Annotated in this window: 16 protein-coding genes; 8 read left to right on the forward strand and 8 right to left on the reverse strand. The window is 67.1% G+C overall.

Features of this window, described 5'->3' with window-relative positions:
- Positions 1 to 8: 8 nt before the first annotated feature.
- The gene (leuA, locus tag ASD75_RS01485; RefSeq protein WP_056742530.1) at positions 9 to 1,709 is read right to left on the reverse strand and encodes a 2-isopropylmalate synthase; all 1,701 of its coding nucleotides are present in this window, start codon (positions 1,707 to 1,709) and stop codon (positions 9 to 11) included.
- 440 nt (positions 1,710 to 2,149) lie between these two features.
- Between leuA and ASD75_RS01490 the strand changes: the two genes are divergently transcribed.
- A complete protein-coding gene (locus ASD75_RS01490) occupies positions 2,150 to 2,515 on the forward strand; it encodes a YciI family protein (RefSeq protein ID WP_056742532.1) in 366 nt (121 codons plus the stop codon).
- A gap of 1 nt (position 2,516) precedes the next feature.
- Here the strand turns inward: ASD75_RS01490 and ASD75_RS01495 are convergent, their stop codons facing one another.
- From ASD75_RS01495 to ASD75_RS01505, 3 genes are read right to left on the reverse strand one after another with little or no spacing between them, the layout of a single operon-like run.
- Positions 2,517 to 4,430 (reverse strand): bifunctional diguanylate cyclase/phosphodiesterase, encoded by a 1,914-nt coding sequence (locus ASD75_RS01495; protein WP_056742534.1) that lies wholly within the window; start codon positions 4,428 to 4,430, stop codon positions 2,517 to 2,519.
- Positions 4,427 to 4,975 (reverse strand): YfiR family protein, encoded by a 549-nt coding sequence (locus ASD75_RS01500; protein ID WP_056742536.1) that lies wholly within the window; start codon positions 4,973 to 4,975, stop codon positions 4,427 to 4,429. Before ASD75_RS01500 ends, ASD75_RS01495 begins: the two co-directional genes overlap by 4 nt.
- 3 nt (positions 4,976 to 4,978) lie before the next feature.
- The gene (locus tag ASD75_RS01505; protein ID WP_056742538.1) at positions 4,979 to 6,931 is read right to left on the reverse strand and encodes a TonB-dependent siderophore receptor; all 1,953 of its coding nucleotides are present in this window, start codon (positions 6,929 to 6,931) and stop codon (positions 4,979 to 4,981) included.
- 408 nt (positions 6,932 to 7,339) lie between these two features.
- Between ASD75_RS01505 and ASD75_RS01510 the strand changes: the two genes are divergently transcribed.
- From ASD75_RS01510 to ASD75_RS01530, 5 genes are all read left to right on the forward strand, one after another.
- Positions 7,340 to 7,756: a YciI family protein gene (locus ASD75_RS01510; RefSeq protein ID WP_056742540.1), complete on the forward strand. Its 417-nt coding sequence runs from the start codon at positions 7,340 to 7,342 to the stop codon at positions 7,754 to 7,756.
- A gap of 26 nt (positions 7,757 to 7,782) precedes the next feature.
- A complete protein-coding gene (locus ASD75_RS01515) occupies positions 7,783 to 8,319 on the forward strand; it encodes an SRPBCC family protein (protein WP_056743173.1) in 537 nt (178 codons plus the stop codon).
- Positions 8,320 to 8,394: 75 nt separating this feature from the next.
- Entirely contained in the window at positions 8,395 to 8,802 is a 408-nt protein-coding gene (locus ASD75_RS01520; protein WP_056056889.1) for a VOC family protein, read from the forward strand.
- 46 nt (positions 8,803 to 8,848) lie between these two features.
- Complete coding sequence (locus ASD75_RS01525) at positions 8,849 to 10,141, forward strand: RNA polymerase sigma factor (RefSeq protein WP_162251072.1); 1,293 nt, start codon at positions 8,849 to 8,851, stop codon at positions 10,139 to 10,141.
- A 48-nt stretch (positions 10,142 to 10,189) separates the two neighbouring features.
- Positions 10,190 to 10,717 (forward strand): GFA family protein, encoded by a 528-nt coding sequence (locus tag ASD75_RS01530; RefSeq protein WP_056742542.1) that lies wholly within the window; start codon positions 10,190 to 10,192, stop codon positions 10,715 to 10,717.
- Positions 10,718 to 10,739: 22 nt separating this feature from the next.
- On the opposite strand, the gene ASD75_RS01535 is transcribed toward ASD75_RS01530, so the two are convergent.
- The 4 genes from ASD75_RS01535 to ASD75_RS01550 all read right to left on the reverse strand — a co-directional run bounded on the left by ASD75_RS01535 (position 10,740) and on the right by ASD75_RS01550 (position 13,050).
- Positions 10,740 to 11,237 carry a ribonuclease HI family protein gene (locus ASD75_RS01535; protein ID WP_082564842.1) on the reverse strand — a complete coding sequence of 166 codons (498 nt, stop codon included), beginning with the start codon at positions 11,235 to 11,237 and terminating at the stop codon, positions 10,740 to 10,742.
- A complete protein-coding gene (locus tag ASD75_RS01540; protein ID WP_056742544.1) occupies positions 11,234 to 11,497 on the reverse strand; it encodes a DUF3297 family protein in 264 nt (87 codons plus the stop codon). Before ASD75_RS01540 ends, ASD75_RS01535 begins: the two co-directional genes overlap by 4 nt.
- A gap of 78 nt (positions 11,498 to 11,575) precedes the next feature.
- Positions 11,576 to 12,157 (reverse strand): NnrU family protein, encoded by a 582-nt coding sequence (locus tag ASD75_RS01545; RefSeq protein ID WP_056742546.1) that lies wholly within the window; start codon positions 12,155 to 12,157, stop codon positions 11,576 to 11,578.
- 281 nt (positions 12,158 to 12,438) lie between these two features.
- Positions 12,439 to 13,050 carry a PolC-type DNA polymerase III gene (locus ASD75_RS01550; RefSeq protein ID WP_056742547.1) on the reverse strand — a complete coding sequence of 204 codons (612 nt, stop codon included), beginning with the start codon at positions 13,048 to 13,050 and terminating at the stop codon, positions 12,439 to 12,441.
- Positions 13,051 to 13,207: 157 nt separating this feature from the next.
- Between ASD75_RS01550 and ASD75_RS01555 the strand changes: the two genes are divergently transcribed.
- On the forward strand, positions 13,208 to 14,629 hold the full coding sequence (locus ASD75_RS01555; RefSeq protein WP_056742550.1) for a serine hydrolase: 1,422 nt from the start codon (positions 13,208 to 13,210) through the stop codon (positions 14,627 to 14,629).
- A gap of 59 nt (positions 14,630 to 14,688) precedes the next feature.
- On the forward strand, positions 14,689 to 15,720 hold the full coding sequence (locus ASD75_RS01560) for a M28 family peptidase (protein WP_056742552.1): 1,032 nt from the start codon (positions 14,689 to 14,691) through the stop codon (positions 15,718 to 15,720).
- Positions 15,721 to 15,730 lie beyond the last annotated feature (10 nt).

Here is a 15,730-nt window from a genome sequence, read left to right on the forward strand (position 1 = left end):
GGTTTCGGTCACTCGGCCAGGGACGTTGCTTCTGGATGCAACGCAGGCCGCCGCGCCATCAACCGGTTGGCCACGCTCACAATCGCTTGCACCGAGGCAGTCACGATGTTGTGGCTGGCGCCTGCCCCAAAGGTGGAACCTGCCACGCCGTCCATGGCTGCTTCCACAATCGCCATCGCCTGCGCGTTGGCGCCCGTGCCGGTGGCGCGTTCCTCGTAGTGGTCCACCCGCAGTGGCAGGCCGAGCGCGTCCACCGTCGCGGCAATGGGTCCGTTGCCCTGGCCGCGCAGGGTCTGGCGCGTGCCGTCGATGGTCACGTCCAGCTCGATGCCCTGGCCGTCTTCATCGATGCGGTGGCTGTGGCAGGTGATGGCGGCCTGTACTGTGGGGTGTACGGGGGCCTGCAGGTAAGTGGCCTGGAACAGGCTCCACAACGCATCGCCCGTCATCTCGCTTTCGCTCGCGTCCGTCTGGCGCTGCACCACGGCGCTGAACTCCACCTGCATGCGGCGCGGCATCACCACGCCATGTTCACGTTCGAGCAAGAACGCGATGCCGCCCTTGCCAGACTGGCTGTTCACCCGGATCACGCTGTCGTAGGTGCGGCCCAGGTCCGCCGGGTCGATGGGCAAATAGGGCACCTCCCACAAGGCGTTCGGGTCTTGCGCGGCAAAGCCCTTCTTGATCGCGTCCTGGTGCGAGCCCGAGAACGCGGTGAACACCAGGTCGCCCGCATACGGGTGGCGTGGATGCACGGGCAGCGAGGTGCATTCTTCGGCAATGCGCGCGACCGAGGTGATGTCCGAGAAGTCAAGGTTCGGATGCACGCCCTGCGTGTACATGTTGAGCGCCAAGGTCACGATGTCCACGTTGCCGCAGCGCTCACCGTTGCCAAAGAGGCAGCCTTCCACACGGTCGGCACCGGCCATCATGGCCAACTCGGCCGCCGCCACGCCTGTGCCCCGGTCGTTGTGCGGGTGCACCGACAAGACGATGTGCTCGCGTGGCGACAAGTGGCGATCCATCCACTCGATCTGGTCGGCAAACACGTTGGGCGTGGCGTTTTCCACGGTGGTGGGCAGGTTGATGATGATGGAGCGGCCGGGGCCGGCGTTCCATGCGGCAACCGCCGTCTGGCAGGCCTTGAGCGACACGCTGAGCTCGGTGGCACTGAAGGTTTCTGGCGAGTACTGCAGGGTCCACTGCGTTTCGGGCTGGGCGTCGGTGAGCTGCTTGAGGTAGCCCACATGGTGCGCGATGAGCTGCATCACCTGCGTCACGTTCATGCCAAAAACGATGCGGCGCCACGCGGGCGCGGTGGCGTTGTACAAGTGGACGATGGCGCGGGGTGCGCCTTTCACGGCCTCCACGGTGCGTGCGATCAGGTCCTCGCGCGACTGGGTCATCACCATGATGGTCACGTCGTCGGGGATGAGGTTTTCGTCGATGAGGCGGCGCACAAAGTCGAAATCGATTTGCGACGCGGCCGGAAAGCCGACTTCGATCTCCTTGAAGCCGATGCGCACCAGCTCGTGAAAGAGCTTCATCTTGCGCTCGCCGTTCATGGGCTCGAACAAGGCCTGGTTGCCATCGCGCAGGTCGGTGGAGAGCCACACGGGCGCCTGGGTGATGCTGCGGTTGGGCCATTGGCGGTCGCCGAGCGCAATGGGGGCGATGGGTTGGTATTTGGTGGCGGGCTTGGCAATCATGAGGGGCTCCACGAACGGTGTGTGCGGTGTGCCAATCAGGCACGGTGCACGGGTCAATCGGAATCGAAAGAAATCAAAACGAATGACATCCCCTGCAGCCCTTTGCGTGTGCAAAGGCTGGTTCGCGGGCCGGGGTCAGGGGGAGATCAGGTGTTGCGCGAAACGGCAACGGTGGCGAACGCAGGCAGACCCCGGCCAGGCACTAGGCCTAGCGATAGGGTGGATAGGAACATGCTGCGTTGCATAGGAAGCCAAAGATAGCACAGTGATGCTGCGGTGCGCAACCATTTGCATGAAATCTGCTATGGCGCTTGTTGTATATGCCTAATTAGCTATCAAATATGTAGCAAATGAGGCTGGTAGCATGACGCCCTTGAATGCCCCCAGCTCTGCCACTGCCCATGGCGGCTGGCACGATTGGCCCCGATTCAGGAGATCCCATGCCTTACCTGTTGCTCATCATGGAACCCCACGGCCAGCGTGCCGAGCGGGGCCTGGCCGGTGGCCAGGAGGCCTATGCCCGCATGCAGCGTTTTGGTGCCGGTCTGCAGGCCCGGGGCCTGTTGCGCGCCAGCGAGTCGCTGGCCTCGACCGAGCAGGCCGTGCGGCTGCAGGTGCGCGAAGGGCAGACCTGCCTGACCGACGGGCCGTTTGCCGAGACCAAGGAAATGGTGGGCGGCTTCTTTCTGATCGACTGCGCCACGCGCGATGAGGCCGTTGCCATTGCCCGCGAATGCCCGGCCGCCGAGTGGGCCACCGTGGAGGTGCGCGAACTGGCGCCCTGCTATCACGGCGCGGTGGATTGAATCAAGCCAAAGCGCCTGCCTGCAGCGCCAGAAACTGCGGCGCAGGCATGGGGCGTGCAAACACATAGCCCTGCAGCACATCACAGCCTTGCCGCACCAGGTAGTCGGCCTGCTCCTGGGTTTCCACGCCCTCAGCGGTCACCTGCAGCCCCAGGCCATGCGCCAGCGCCACGATGGCGGTGACGATGGCACGGCTGTGCTCCTGCCCCGGCAGGTCTTTGACAAAGCTGCGGTCGATCTTCAGGCGCCGCATGGGCAACTGGCGCAGGTATGCCAGTGACGAGTAGCCGGTGCCAAAGTCATCGATGGCCAGGTGAATGCCCAGCTGGCTCAACCGGTGCAGCGTGTGGGCGCCGGCCTCCATGTTTTCCATCAGCACGGTTTCGGTCAACTCGATTTCCAGCAGGTGCGCGGGCAGGCCCTCTTCGCGCAGGATGTCCATCACGCGTTCCAGAAACTGTGGGTCACCCAGCTGCCGTGCCGAGATGTTCACGGCCACGCGCAGGGGCGGGCCCCCTTTCCACTGCGCGGCGTCGCGGCAGGCGGTGCGCATCACCCAGTAGCCCAGCGGGGCAATGAGTCCGCAGTCCTCGGCCACCGACACGGCTTCGAGCGGCGACACGGAGCCCAGCTCCGCATGCGTCCACCGCAGCAAGGCCTCGGCGCCGACCAGGGCCCGGTCGCTGGCGGCAAACAGGGGCTGGTAGTGCAGCGCCAAACCGGTGCCCTGCTCCAGCTCGGCACGCAGCGCCTGTTCAATGGCCTGGCGCCGCACCACGGCCAGGTTCATCGACGCATCAAACCGCACGCAGCGGTTCTTGCCCATCTCCTTGGCGCGGTACATGGCGGTGTCGGCGTTGCTCACCAGCGCGTCCATGTCCATCGCATCGTCGGGAAACGTGGCAATGCCTGCGCTGCAGGTCACGTTGACCTGCTGGCCGACCTCGGTGTAAGCGGCCTGGAAGACGCTGACGATGCGCTGCGCGTATTTCTCCAGCGCCGCGTCATCCATGTCCAGCCGCAGGATCAACGCAAACTCGTCGCCCCCCAGGCGCGAGATGGTGTCGGTGCTGCGCACCACGGATTGCAGGCGCCGGGCCACCTGGCGCAACAGGCCGTCCCCCGCCGCATGGCCGAAGGTGTCGTTGAGTGTCTTGAAGTTGTCCAGGTCGATGTACACCAGTGCCACCCGGTAGCCCGCACCGCGTGCGCCCTGCAGCTCGGCGGCCAGCCGCTCGTTGAACGCGTGCCGGTTGCCCGTGCCGGTGACGGCGTCGGTGTGGGCCAGCGCGTGCAAGCGGTTCTCGGCCTCGCGCACAGCAGCGCGGCTGCGCAGCACCATGGCGGTGGCCATGGCCATCACGCAAATGGCGATCAACAAGGCGGTGCCAAACCGGATGCCCAGCCGCATGTACACCGCCGCCATCGACTTGCGGATGTACAGCGTGCCCCAGGTGGTGCCAGACGCCTCGATGGGCCGGGCGATCTCGAGCATGCGCCAGCCAGCACGCTCTGCGGCGCCGTCCAGTCCCGTGGCACGCAGCGTGGTGGGAAAGTCCGGGTCGCGGTCGCGTGCGTAATGCGCAAACAGCACGCCATCCTTGTCGTACACCGTGGCGCTGATCACCATGGACGATGACCGCAGCGCGCCCAGCATTTCGTTGGCGGTGCTGGTGTCGCGGAACACCACGGCCGCAGAGATGTTGTCGGCCACGATGGCGGCTTCCACCCGGCTGTCTTGCAGCATGGACGCGCGGGTGCTCCAGTAGTCCACGCCGGTGAGCGCCAGCACCACGGTCAGCAGCGCCAGGCCTGCGGCCAGGATGCCGGTGACCACCAGGCGCGATGACAGCAGGGCATGTGTCGCCGGGCTTGCGGGCGCTGCGGTGTCGGCTTCAGCGGGGCGTGTTTTCACCGGCCTCCCCTGGCCAGCCGCAGCAGCCGTGAGCTGATGATGAGGCCGGCCTTGTTGGCGGCGTCGGGGCTGATGCCGAACACCACACGCCCTTCCTGTTGGGCCAGTGCGATGACGATTTCGGGATTCACAAAGGTGATTTCATCCGACACGGTGAGGATGCCGTGGGACGGCGGCAGGGTACGCAGCAGTCGCAGAACAGGCTCCACTTCGGCGTTGTGGATGATGAGCACGCGGCAGCCACGAATCGCCGGCAGATCCAGCAACCGCACGCGCACGGTGCGGCCCTTGGTGGCCTGTTTGCCATCGAGCGCAGTCAGGGCGCGCTTGAGCGGGCTGAAGGCAGACACGCACACCGTGACGTCATTGCCGGGCGCGCCATCGCTGTCGGGCCAGTCGATGAACTGGATGAAGTTGAAGATGTAGGCGGCCTTGAGGTCCAGGTCTGCCACGGGCTCGTTGGCACGGGCTGCACTGGTGCCCACGCCACACACCGTCCACAGGCAGATCGCCAGCAGCGTGCGCAATCGCAGGAAATAGGCCATGGCTCAGAACGCGTACGTCAGCTTGATGCGGTAGGTACGCCCGTCCTGCCGGATCGCATCTTCCCGCACCTCGAACGAAGCGGGGTCTGCGTAGCGGCGGTTGAACAGGTTGTACACCCCCAGCGATACATCCACATCCGCGATGCGCGTGGAATAGGTCAGATGGGTCAGCACATGCCCGGGCAGGCGGGCGTTGAGCACGGTGTTGCGCGGGCCGATGCCGATGGCCTCGATGGCGTAGCGGCCCGGGTTCCAGCCCCAGTTCGCAGGCGTGTGCAATACGTCGGACCACTGGAGCTTGAGCAGGTGCCGGGGCGAGTTGGTCAGCGCTCCGTCCGTTGACGGGTCCCGTGCCTTTTGCCACCCATAGGCCACGCGCAGGCGCCGCCCGCCCGCCCAGCGTTGTTCGGCCTCGGCCTCCAGGCCATGCACTTTGACGGTGCGGGTGTTGTTGAAGGTGAGCCGGTCCGAGTGGCCCAGGCTGTCCAGCGAGATCAGGTCGCTCACCCCCGACCGGAACGCCGTCAGCAGCAGGCGCGTGGCCCCGGTCGGGGCATGCTCCACGGCCAGTTCGGTGGTGCGCACACGCTCGGACCGGATGCTGGTGGTGTCCACCACGCCGCCGGGCAGGTTCACGCGGTAGTCGCGTTCATAGGCGTTGGCTGGACGGTAGGCCGTGCCGTGCAGCAGCTTGACAGCGGTGGCCGCGTCCCACCAGTACACCAGCCCCAGGCGGGGGTGCAGGGCGCCTGCGCTGCCCGACTGCTGCCCCCAGCGCAGGCCGGCGTGCAGCGTGAGGTCGGGGCGCAGTGCAAACTCATCCTGTACATAGACGCCCAGCACATTGCCGTTGCGGCGTGTGTCAAGGTACTGCGCGGGCGGGTCCAGGTCGTCATTGCGCTGAGCGATGCGGGTGTCGCGCCGGTAGTCCAGCCCCCACGACAGCTTGTGCCGCGCCAAGGCCGTGCTCACCCATTGCCATTCGGTGCCCCACCACTGGCCGGTGCCGACGTCGCGGTTCACCGTCACGGGCGGGTAGTCGTACACGTAGTCGCCCACGTACTGATAGCGCCCTGCGTGCAGGCGCGCAGTGAAGGCCAGCGTCGGCTGCCATTGCGCGGTGTATTCGGCGGCCACGCGCGTGCTGGTGTCGATGTACCGCGAGCGCGGGTCGTTGAAAACCTGCGAGAACGCTGCAGTCGGGATGCCCTTGGTGCGCTCGCCGTGGGCCAGGGTCAGCGTCAGCCCATCGCGTCGCATGCGTGCGAACAGCTGGGTGCTGCGGTCATAGTCCAGGCCGTGCGCCACGCCCTGGTGGCTGGCAGGCGCATCGAACGCGGGGTAGTACTGGTCGGCCCCGCGTGCGGTGGAGCGTGTGGCCGCGATCAGCCAGTCGCCTCCCTGCGCATCGACGGCGCCTACCGAAAACCGCAGCTTGGCGTAGCCATGGCTGCCGGCCTCGGTGCTCACCTGGGGCCCGCCCAGCTGGCGACCATCGCAGGTGATGACATTGACCACGCCAAAAAACGCATTGGCCCCATACACCGCCGACCCGGGGCCAGGCACAAATTCCACCCGTTCCACCAGGTCCAGGTCGATGGGAAAGTCCGTGCCGATGCTCGCCTGGTCGTAGAGGTTGTCGTTGAAGCGTACGCCGTTGACCAGCAGCAGCACCCGCGTGTTGTAGTCGCCCGGCGTGGCAAAACCCCGTGTGCCCAGATAGTGGTAGCTGCGGTCGTAGGACACGTACAGCCCGCGCATGCTGGCCAGCACATCGGCCAGCGTGCGGTAGCCAAACAGCTGGATGTCATCGGCGGTCACCACGCTCACGGCCGCCGGGGCCTCCAGGGCCGTCTGTGCATACCGGCTGGCCGTGGTGACCTGCATCTGCATGAGCTGCTCCAGCGGCAGGTCGGCCATGGCGGCGATGTCGGACTGCGCGTGGGCTGCCGCCATGCCAGCGCACAGCCCCAATACCACCCATGGGCGGTATGGCCGCTGTCGATAGGTCGATCCTCGTTTCATGGCAAAGGCACTGCGTGTGGCTGGCGGTTGTCCCCCCGTGGGGACCTCGCTGGCGGGCGGGCGGAAGGATGCGGGGCGAAGTCCCGGGATCGATGAATCAGTCTTTACAAATTGTATCGACCAGGGGTTGCAAAACCCAGTGCGGGCGCTCAGTAGTCTCCCTATGGCGGCCCCTCGCCCACCCCGCGCGCCAACCGGTCGGGATAGGTGTTAACCCTCGTTTCGCCCGGGCTTGCACATCCGGATGTCGATTTCGGACGCTCCCATTCGTCGTCACTGTGAAGCACCTGGCAAGGACCGTCGGCGCTTCCGCATTTTTACTACCCTGAGGAGAACCCCATGCGCTTCATGATCATCATCCAGGCCACCGCCGAATCCGAGCAGGGCTGCCAGCCGACCGCAGCCCTGATGACTGCGATGGCCCGCTACCACGAAGAACTCGCGCGGGCCGGCGTGCTGCTGGACGCCAGTGGCCTGCAGCCCTCCTCCAAAGGCTGGCGCGTGGGCTACGGCGCCAGTGGCACCCGCACCGTCACCGACGGCCCGTTCACCGAGACCAAGGAGCTGATCGCGGGCTACACACTCATCCAGGTGCGCAGCCGCGACGAGGCGCTGGAATGGACCCGCCGTTTTCCCAATCCACGCGGCGAGGGCCTGGATGCCGAGATCGAAGTGCGCCAGCTCTACGAAATGGAAGACTTTGCCGGGGTGGATGGCGTCGAACAGTTCCGCGACCTCGAAGCCCTGCGCGGCTGATGCCCAGCGTGAAGGACAACATCCCCATGATCAAGACCATCGCCCTCGTGCTGCTGGCGGCCCTGGCGCTGCTGCTGGCGTTTGCCGCCACCCGCCCCGACACCTTCCGCGTGGAGCGCAGCCGCGTGATTGCGGCGCCGCCCGAGCGGGTGTACGGGCTCATCCACGACCTGCGCCAGTTCAACACCTGGAACCCGTATGAACGCAAAGACCCGGCCATCCAGGGCCAGTACAGCGCCGCCACCAGCGGCCCCGGTGCTCGCTACGCCTGGCAGAGCGAGAAGGTGGGCGTGGGCAGCATGGAGATCGTCGAGGCCACTGCGCCCCGCCGCGTGGGCATGAAGCTCGACTTTGTGAAGCCCTTTGAAGCCCACAACCAGGTGGAATTCACCCTGCAGCCCGAAGGCACAGAGGCCACCCGCGTCACCTGGGCCATGCAGGGCCCCGTGCCCTACCTGGCCAAGATCGCCCACCTGGTGTTCAACATGGACCGCATGGTGGGGCAGGACTTTGAGGATGGCCTGGCCAACCTGCAGGCTGTGGCCCAGAAGCCCGCAACGTGAATGTTGTCCACCGCCCCTCCACCTTTGCCAAACCCTCCGTTTCCCATTACCGTCCTCACCCTTCAGGAGCCCGTCATGCACCAACAGATTTTTGTGAACCTGCCCATCGAGAACATGGCCCGCTCGCAGGCGTTCTTCCGCGCCCTGGGCTACGAGTTCAACCCCCAGTTCACCAACGACCAGGGCGCCTGCCTGGTGGTGGGCGAGAACCTCTTCGTGATGCTGCTGGTCAAGAGCTTCTATCAAACCTTCACCGACAAAACGATTGCCGACGCACGTACCACGTCGGAGGTGCTGGTGTGCTTCTCGTGCAGCAGTCGCGAAGAGGTCGATGCGCTGGTGGACAAGGCCGTGGCCGCAGGCGGCACCACACCCCGCCCGGCGCAAGACCTGGGCTTCATGTACTCGCGCAGCTTTGACGACCTCGATGGCCACACCTGGGAGTTTGTGCACATGGTGGATGCCAGCAAGGCGCTGGGCTGAGAACGTGTGAATGAATGCGCCGGATTCATTCACACCTTTTGATCGCGTGAACCACTCTGCCCTGCCCGACCGCGATGCCCTGCACCGCAGCATCGACTCGGTGTGGCGCATCGAGGCCGCGCGCATCATCGCCAGCGTGGCGCGCATGACGCGCGACGTGGGCCGGGCCGAGGAACTGGCGCAAGACGCCCTGGTGGCAGCGCTGGAGCATTGGCCCAAAGACGGCCTGCCCGCCAACCCGGCCGCGTGGCTCATGACGACCGCCAAGCGCCGCGCCATCGACCACCTGCGCCAGCAGGCGCTGCACCAGCGCGAGCACGAGGTCCTGGGCCATGACCTCGAAGCGCTCGAAGCGCAATACGCGCCCGATGTGGTGGACACCCTGATGCACGCCGAGCAGGACGACATTGGCGACGACCTGCTGCGCCTCATCTTCACCGCCTGCCACCCCGTGCTGCCCACCGAGGCGCGGGTGGCGCTCACGCTGCGGCTGCTGGGCGGCCTCACCACGGCCGAGATCGCGCGCGCCTTCCTGGTGCCCGAGCCCACCGTGGCCCAGCGCATCGTGCGTGCCAAGCGCAGCCTCACGGCCGCGCAGGTGCCGTTTGAAGTGCCCGGCGCGGCCGAGCGCGCGCCGCGCCTGGCCTCGGTGCTGGAGGTGATCTACCTCATCTTCAACGAAGGCTATGCCGCCACCGCGGGCGACGACTGGATGCGCCCCGCGCTGTGTGGCGAAGCCCAGCGCCTGGTGCGGGTGCTGGCCAGCCTGGCGCCCGACGAGCCCGAGGTGCAAGGCCTGGTGGCCCTGCTCGAAATCCAGGCCTCGCGCCTGCCCGCACGCACTGATGCACAAGGCCAGCCCGTGCTGCTCATGGACCAGGACCGCGCGCGCTGGGACCACCTCCTGGTGCGCCGGGGCCTGGCCGCCCTGGACAAGGCCGAGCAGCTCGCGCGCACCGGCAAACCCTGGGGGCCGTATGCATTGCAGGGCGCCATCGCGGCCTGCCACGCACGCGCCCGGCAGGCGCAAGACACGGACTGGCCCCACATCGTGGCGCTGTACGACGCATTGCTGCAGGTGGCGCCCTCGCCCGTCGTAGCGCTCAACCGCGCTGTGGCCGTGGGCATGGCCGAAGGGCCCGCAGCCGCGCTGGCGCTGGTCGATGCCCTGGCCGACGACCCCCTGCTGCGCCACTACCACTGGCTGCCCAGCGTGCGCGGCGATCTGCTGGCCAAGCTGGGCCGGGGGGCTGAAGCGCGGGCCGAGTTCGAGCGCGCGGCCAGCCTCACCCGCAACGCGCAGGAAAAGGCGCTGCTGCTGGCCCGCGCCTGCGGCTGAAGGCCGGTGTTGTGCCCACCCTCACCCCGCTGCAAGGACACCACCCTCATGCCCCACCCTGCCCCTGAATACCCGCTGGAAGGCGGCTGCACCTGCCGCCATGTGCGCTACCGCCTGTTGGCTCCCCCACTGTTTGTGCACTGCTGCCACTGCCGCTGGTGCCAGCGCGAAAGCGGCGCGGCCTTTGCGCTGAACGCGATGATCGAGGCCGACCGCGTGGAGCTGCTCGCAGGCACCCCGTCGATGGTGCACACCCCGTCAGAAAGTGGCCTGGGCCAGCAGATCGCGCGTTGCCCGCGCTGCCAGGTGGCAGTCTGGAGCCACTACGCAGGCGCGGGGCCCGTCATGGCGTTTGTGCGCGTGGGCACGCTGGATGCGCCCGATCACCTGCCGCCCGACATCCATATCTTCACGGCCTCCAAACAGCCCTGGGTGGTGCTGCCGCCGGGGATACCCGCCGTGGCGGAATATTACGAACGCGAAGGGTTGTGGCCTGCGCAAAGCATCGCCCGTCGCCAGGCGGTGCTGCCGCGCATCCAGGCCTACCGTGCGGCTGCAGGGCTCGACCCGGCCTGACGGCGTGTGCCGGGCGGGGGGCTCAGCGCCGGCGGCGCTTTTTGATGGTCTGGCCTTGCGGCGTGGCGGCCTTGGGTGCCAGCCCCAGGGCGGCGCGGGCCAGCGTATCGGCCGCGCCATTGCGGTGGCGGGGAATCCACTGGACCTGGGCTTGTGGGAACTGCCGCAGTGCCTGGCGTGCTTCTTCAAACAGCGTTGCCAGCCGCGCGATCGGTGCCGTGGGATGGCCGCCCAGCTGCTGCACCAGCACGCTGTTGTCGCTGAACACGTGCACTTGGGTTGATGTGGCAATGCCCTGCTGCGCGAGCCACTGCAGCGCCAACATCAGCGCGCGCAACTCGGCCTCGTTGTTGCAGCCGGTAAAGGTGGTGGCTTCGGAGATCTGGTGCCGCACGGTCCCGTCGGGGCCGGTCAGCACGGCCCCCAGGCCCATGCGCCCCGGGTTGGGCCAGGCACTGCCGTCGCAGTGGATCACCCAGGCACCAGGGGCGAGCGGCGCGGCCGCCCGTGCAGCGGTCACTTGTAAAAAGCTTCGACCGTGCCCTTGATCTTGATGAGCAGCGGCTGGCCCTTGCGGTCCACCGTCTTGCCGGCGGGCACCTTCACCCAGCCTTCGCTGATGCAGTATTCCTCCACATCAAAACGCTCCTTGCCGTTCAGGCGGATGCCGATGTCGTGCTCGAACACGGCGGCCACATGGTGCGGGCTGCGGGGGTTGACCGACAGGTGGTCGGGCAGGGGCGGCTGGGCGGGGGTGTTGGGGGTGGTGGCTTCGGTCATAGAGGTCTCAGCGAGAAAGGAGAAAACGCAAAGCGCGGATTCTCCGGCATTTGGGGTGCTGGCCTTCCCAGCGTTCGATCATCGCCCCAGCGGCGCCACGCCGATCAGCCACGCATGGCCCCAGAACGCAAAGCCCGCCCAGGCTACTGCACCCACCACCACAGCCGCCGCCGTGCCTGCAGCGCTGCCTGCCGCGTACACGGTGCCCTGCGCCCGGTCGCGCTGGCGCGCGGCGCGAAAGCTCAGCACCGCCCACAGCAAGAAGCTGCCAAACAGCAGCACGTCGGCCAGGTTGCCGTTGGACAGCAAATGCGCCAGCGCCCACACCTTCACGCCCAGCACCATGGGGTGGTGCAGCCGGGCCTTGAGGGCATTGCGCGGCACATAGGTGGCGGCGAGCAGCACAAAGGCGATCAGCGTCAGCAGCGCTGCGGCGTGCCGCATGCCGATGGGCGGCACCCACAGCACCACCGGCTGCTGCCGCGCCAGGCCGTAGCCCCAGACGATGAATGCCAGGCCCACGGCCGACACCAGCGAATACAGCCCTTTCCACGGCATCTCGCCCAGGCGCGCCCGCGTCTGCGTGCGCCAGCCATCGGCCACGATGCGCACCGAGTGCACGCCCAGAAACAACACCAGTCCCAGTACCAGATACCCCATGGCCAAGCCTTTCATGTCGTCGTGAACAGGTTGTGAGGACGAAGGCGGGGCCGCGCCATCGGTGGCACAGCCCCATCGCGCAGGTCCTGGTCGATTATCGGCAGAGCAGGCCCTGCACTTGCCGCGCCAGTGCTTGCTCGGCCCCCACGGCCGCACGCTCTGAAGAGCGGTCGCCAACTCTGGTTTCAAGTCAAAAGTGCAGCAAGCGCTAGTGAATCATGCCCTGATAGCTATCAATTTAATAGTAAACATACTGCTGTATCGCCAGCAGGAAGGTGGGGTCAGATCCCCGCATGCTGCGCCAGCAGCGCCCCCACCTTGGGCTTGGCGCAGCGCTGCAGCGTTTGCAGCAAGGCGTAGCTGGGCTCGGCCACCCGCCAGCGGGTGCGCAGGTCGTGCTGCATGCGGGCCAGCAGCGCAGCGGCCATCTCGGCATCGGCCAGCGCCCGGTGGGCCTGGCCCGTGCGCGGCAGGCCGTGGTGGTCCACCAGCGTGCCCAGCTTGTGGCTGGGCGCCTCGGGGTACAGGCGCCGCGACAGCAACACCGTGCACGCAAACGGCTGCGGTGCAGGCAGCCCGGCCAGCGCCAGCTCGGCCTGCCAGAACTTGCTGTCGAACGATGCGTTGTGCGCCACCATGGGCGCATCGCCCACAAAACGCGCGGCGTCCTGCATCACCTGCGCCGCGTCGGGCGCGGCGTTCACCATCGCGTTGGTGATGCCGGTGAGCTGGGTGATGAAGGACGGAATCCACACCCCGGTTTTCATCAGGCTCTGGAACCGGTCCACCACCTGGCCGCCTTCCAGCAGCACGATGGCCACCTCGGTCGCGCGCGCGCCCTGGCCGGGCGAGACGCCGGTGGTTTCAAAGTCGATGACGGCGATGGGGGGCATGGGCTTGCGTGCGAAAAGGAAGGATTGTGCCGCCGCACCTGCGCGCCATCCTGCCCGCCATCCTGTGCGCCCTTGGGGCCTGTGTGTCCACGTGTCATCCAGGCGTGTGGCCTACACTGCCCCACCCCGTTTCTGGATGCATGGAGCCGAGCAACCCATGAAGAACCACACCACCCAACCCGCCTGGCTCCACGCCGCCCTGGACTACCTGCCGCAGTGGCTGGACCTGCAACTGGAGCGCTACCGCCAGCCCGGGTGTTCCGTGGCCATTGCACGCGGCGGCGAGACCGTGGCCGAGCTGGCCCTGGGCGTGGCCGACATGCGCACCCACCAACCCCTCACGCCCCGGCACCGCCTGCGCATCGCGTCGCACTCCAAGAGCTTTACGGCAGCGGGCGTCATGCTGCTGCGCGAGCAGGGAAAGGTCGGGCTGGACGACCCCATTGGCCGCTATGTCGATGGCCTGCACAAGGACCTGGCCCGGGCGCGCATTGGCGAGCTGCTCTCGCACAGCGCGGGCGTGACGCGCGACGGGCCCGATGCCGGCCAGTTCCTCGACCGGCGTCCATATCTCTCCCGCGCAGAGCTGCTGGCGGATCTGCGCCACAAGCCGCCGCTGGAGACGGGGGTGCAGCTCAAGTACTCGAACCACGGCTACGGCCTGCTGGGGCTGATGATGGAGCAGGTCACCGGCACGGAGTACGCCAGCTGGATGGTGCGCCACGTGATCGATGCTGCGGGCCTGCAGGAAACCGTGCCCGACATGCCGCGCCTGGCCCGGGGCGCCCCGATGGCCGTGGGCCACAGCAGCGAGTTTCCGTTCGGCCAGCGCCTGATCGTGCCGGGCGACAACCGTTGCGACGCCATGGCCCCGGCGGCCGGGTTTGTGTCCACCGCGTCGGATGTGGCCCGCTTCTTTTCGCAGCTGGCGCCAGACAGCCAGCGCAGCATCCTGTCGCCCGCCAGCCGCCGCGAGATGGCGCAGCGCCGCTGGCGCGACCCCTGCAACCTGTTCGAGTCCCACTACGGCCTGGGCACCATGCTCAGCGCGCCGGGCCCGCGTGAATGGATGGGCCACACCGGCAGCCTGCAAGGGTTCCTGTCACGCACCGCGCGCTACCCCGCGCTCGACTTGACGGTGACGGTGCTCACCAACGCGCAGGACGGCCTGTCCACCGAGTGGGTGGAAGGCATTGCCAGCATCCTGTTTGCGTTCCAGCAGCATGGTGCGCCGGGCAAAAAGGAAGCCGCCTGGGCGGGGCGCTGGTGGAGCCTGTGGGGCGCCAGCGACATGGTGCCCATGGGCAAGGTGGTGTGCCAGGTGGTGCCCGCCATGTTCGTGCCGTTCAACGCCGCCACCACGGAGCTGGCCATCACCGGGCGCGACAGCGGCGTGGTCCAGAAAGCCTCGGCCTATGCCAGCCCCGGCCAGCCGGTGCGCCGCGTGCGCGATGCCAGCGGCACCGCAACCGAGCTGTGGGTGGGCGGCACCCAGCTGTTGCCCAAGGACGCCATGGTGGCTGAGGCCACCCGTCGCTATCGCAAGGCGCGCCCGCGTCGCAGTGATCCATCAAAGTGACGGATGCACTCGGGGCATGTGCTTGGTAACAGGCACGCAGTGCCGATGAATACAACGCTATGAGAATTTCACAGATCGCCCTGCGCCTGGGGCAAAGCCTGCTGCGCATCACCGGGGCCCTCGCCACCGTGTTGGGCCTGCTGCTGGCGGCCATCCTGGCAGTCACCACCATGCCCGGCAGTTCGCACCGCGGCGCGCTCCTGCCCGCCACCGCAGAGCAGCAGGTGCTGGCACAGCAATTGCGCCAGCATGTGGCCGTGATTGCAGCGCAGGAACACAACACCCAGCACCCTGCCGCCCTGGAGGCCGTGGCGACCTATCTGGAGTCGGAACTGGCGTCGTACGGTTACCGAGTCCGGCGTGACGAGTTCAAGGCGCGCGGTGTGGCGGTGCGTAACCTGGAGGTCACGGTGCCCAGCCAGAGCGCACCGGGGCAGCGGCTGGTGGTGGTTGGCGCCCACTACGATTCGGCGCACGAAACGCCCGGCGCCAACGACAACGCCACGGGCACCGCCGCCGTGCTGGCACTGGCCAAAAGCCTCAAGAACCTGGGCGCCTCCGCGCAGGCGGACGTGATGTTTGTGCTCTACACCAACGAAGAGCCGCCCTTTTTCAAGACCCCGCTGATGGGCAGCCAGGTGCACGCCCAGGCCTTGTTGGCTCGTGGGGCGCCCGTGGTTGCGATGCTGTCGCTGGAGACCATGGGGTACTTTTCCAGCGCCGAAGGGTCGCAGAAGTACCCCTGGCCCCTGAACCAGTTCTACCCCACGCAGGGTGATTTCATCGCTTTTGTGGCGACGCCTGGCGACCTGGGGTTGGTGCGAAAGGTGGTGCGGTCCTTTCGGTCCCACGCGGCGCTTCCGTCCGAGGGCATTGCGGCGCCCCGCTTCATCCCCGGCGTGGACTATTCAGACCATGCGGCCTATCTCGACGCGGGCTATCCCGCGTTGATGGTGACCGACACCGCCCCTTATCGCTATCCCCACTATCACACCGGCCAGGACACTCCTGACCAGTTGGATTTCGACCACCTGGCTCGCGTGGTTCAGGGGCTAGAAGGTGTTGTGCGCGATCTTGCACACCGGCCTTAGCGCATCGAAG

Origin of the sequence: Acidovorax sp. Root568, assembly GCF_001427445.1 — a bacterium.
GTDB classification, from domain to species: Bacteria; Pseudomonadota; Gammaproteobacteria; order Burkholderiales; family Burkholderiaceae_C; genus Acidovorax; species Acidovorax delafieldii.

Excerpts from the sequence above, each read along its gene's own strand:
- leuA (WP_056742530.1), bottom strand. The coding sequence starts at position 1,709 with ATGATTGCCAAGCCCGCCACCAAATACCAACCCATCGCCCCCATTGCG.
- ASD75_RS01490 (WP_056742532.1), top strand. The coding sequence starts at position 2,150 with ATGCCTTACCTGTTGCTCATCATGGAACCCCACGGCCAGCGTGCCGAG.
- ASD75_RS01500 (WP_056742536.1), bottom strand. The coding sequence starts at position 4,975 with ATGGCCTATTTCCTGCGATTGCGCACGCTGCTGGCGATCTGCCTGTGG.
- ASD75_RS01505 (WP_056742538.1), bottom strand. The coding sequence starts at position 6,931 with ATGGCGGCAGCCCACGCGCAGTCCGACATCGCCGCCATGGCCGACCTG.
- ASD75_RS01510 (WP_056742540.1), top strand. The coding sequence starts at position 7,340 with ATGCGCTTCATGATCATCATCCAGGCCACCGCCGAATCCGAGCAGGGC.
- ASD75_RS01515 (WP_056743173.1), top strand. The coding sequence starts at position 7,783 with ATGATCAAGACCATCGCCCTCGTGCTGCTGGCGGCCCTGGCGCTGCTG.
- ASD75_RS01520 (WP_056056889.1), top strand. The coding sequence starts at position 8,395 with ATGCACCAACAGATTTTTGTGAACCTGCCCATCGAGAACATGGCCCGC.
- ASD75_RS01530 (WP_056742542.1), top strand. The coding sequence starts at position 10,190 with ATGCCCCACCCTGCCCCTGAATACCCGCTGGAAGGCGGCTGCACCTGC.
- ASD75_RS01540 (WP_056742544.1), bottom strand. The coding sequence starts at position 11,497 with ATGACCGAAGCCACCACCCCCAACACCCCCGCCCAGCCGCCCCTGCCC.
- ASD75_RS01545 (WP_056742546.1), bottom strand. The coding sequence starts at position 12,157 with ATGGGGTATCTGGTACTGGGACTGGTGTTGTTTCTGGGCGTGCACTCG.
- ASD75_RS01550 (WP_056742547.1), bottom strand. The coding sequence starts at position 13,050 with ATGCCCCCCATCGCCGTCATCGACTTTGAAACCACCGGCGTCTCGCCC.
- ASD75_RS01555 (WP_056742550.1), top strand. The coding sequence starts at position 13,208 with ATGAAGAACCACACCACCCAACCCGCCTGGCTCCACGCCGCCCTGGAC.
- ASD75_RS01560 (WP_056742552.1), top strand. The coding sequence starts at position 14,689 with ATGAGAATTTCACAGATCGCCCTGCGCCTGGGGCAAAGCCTGCTGCGC.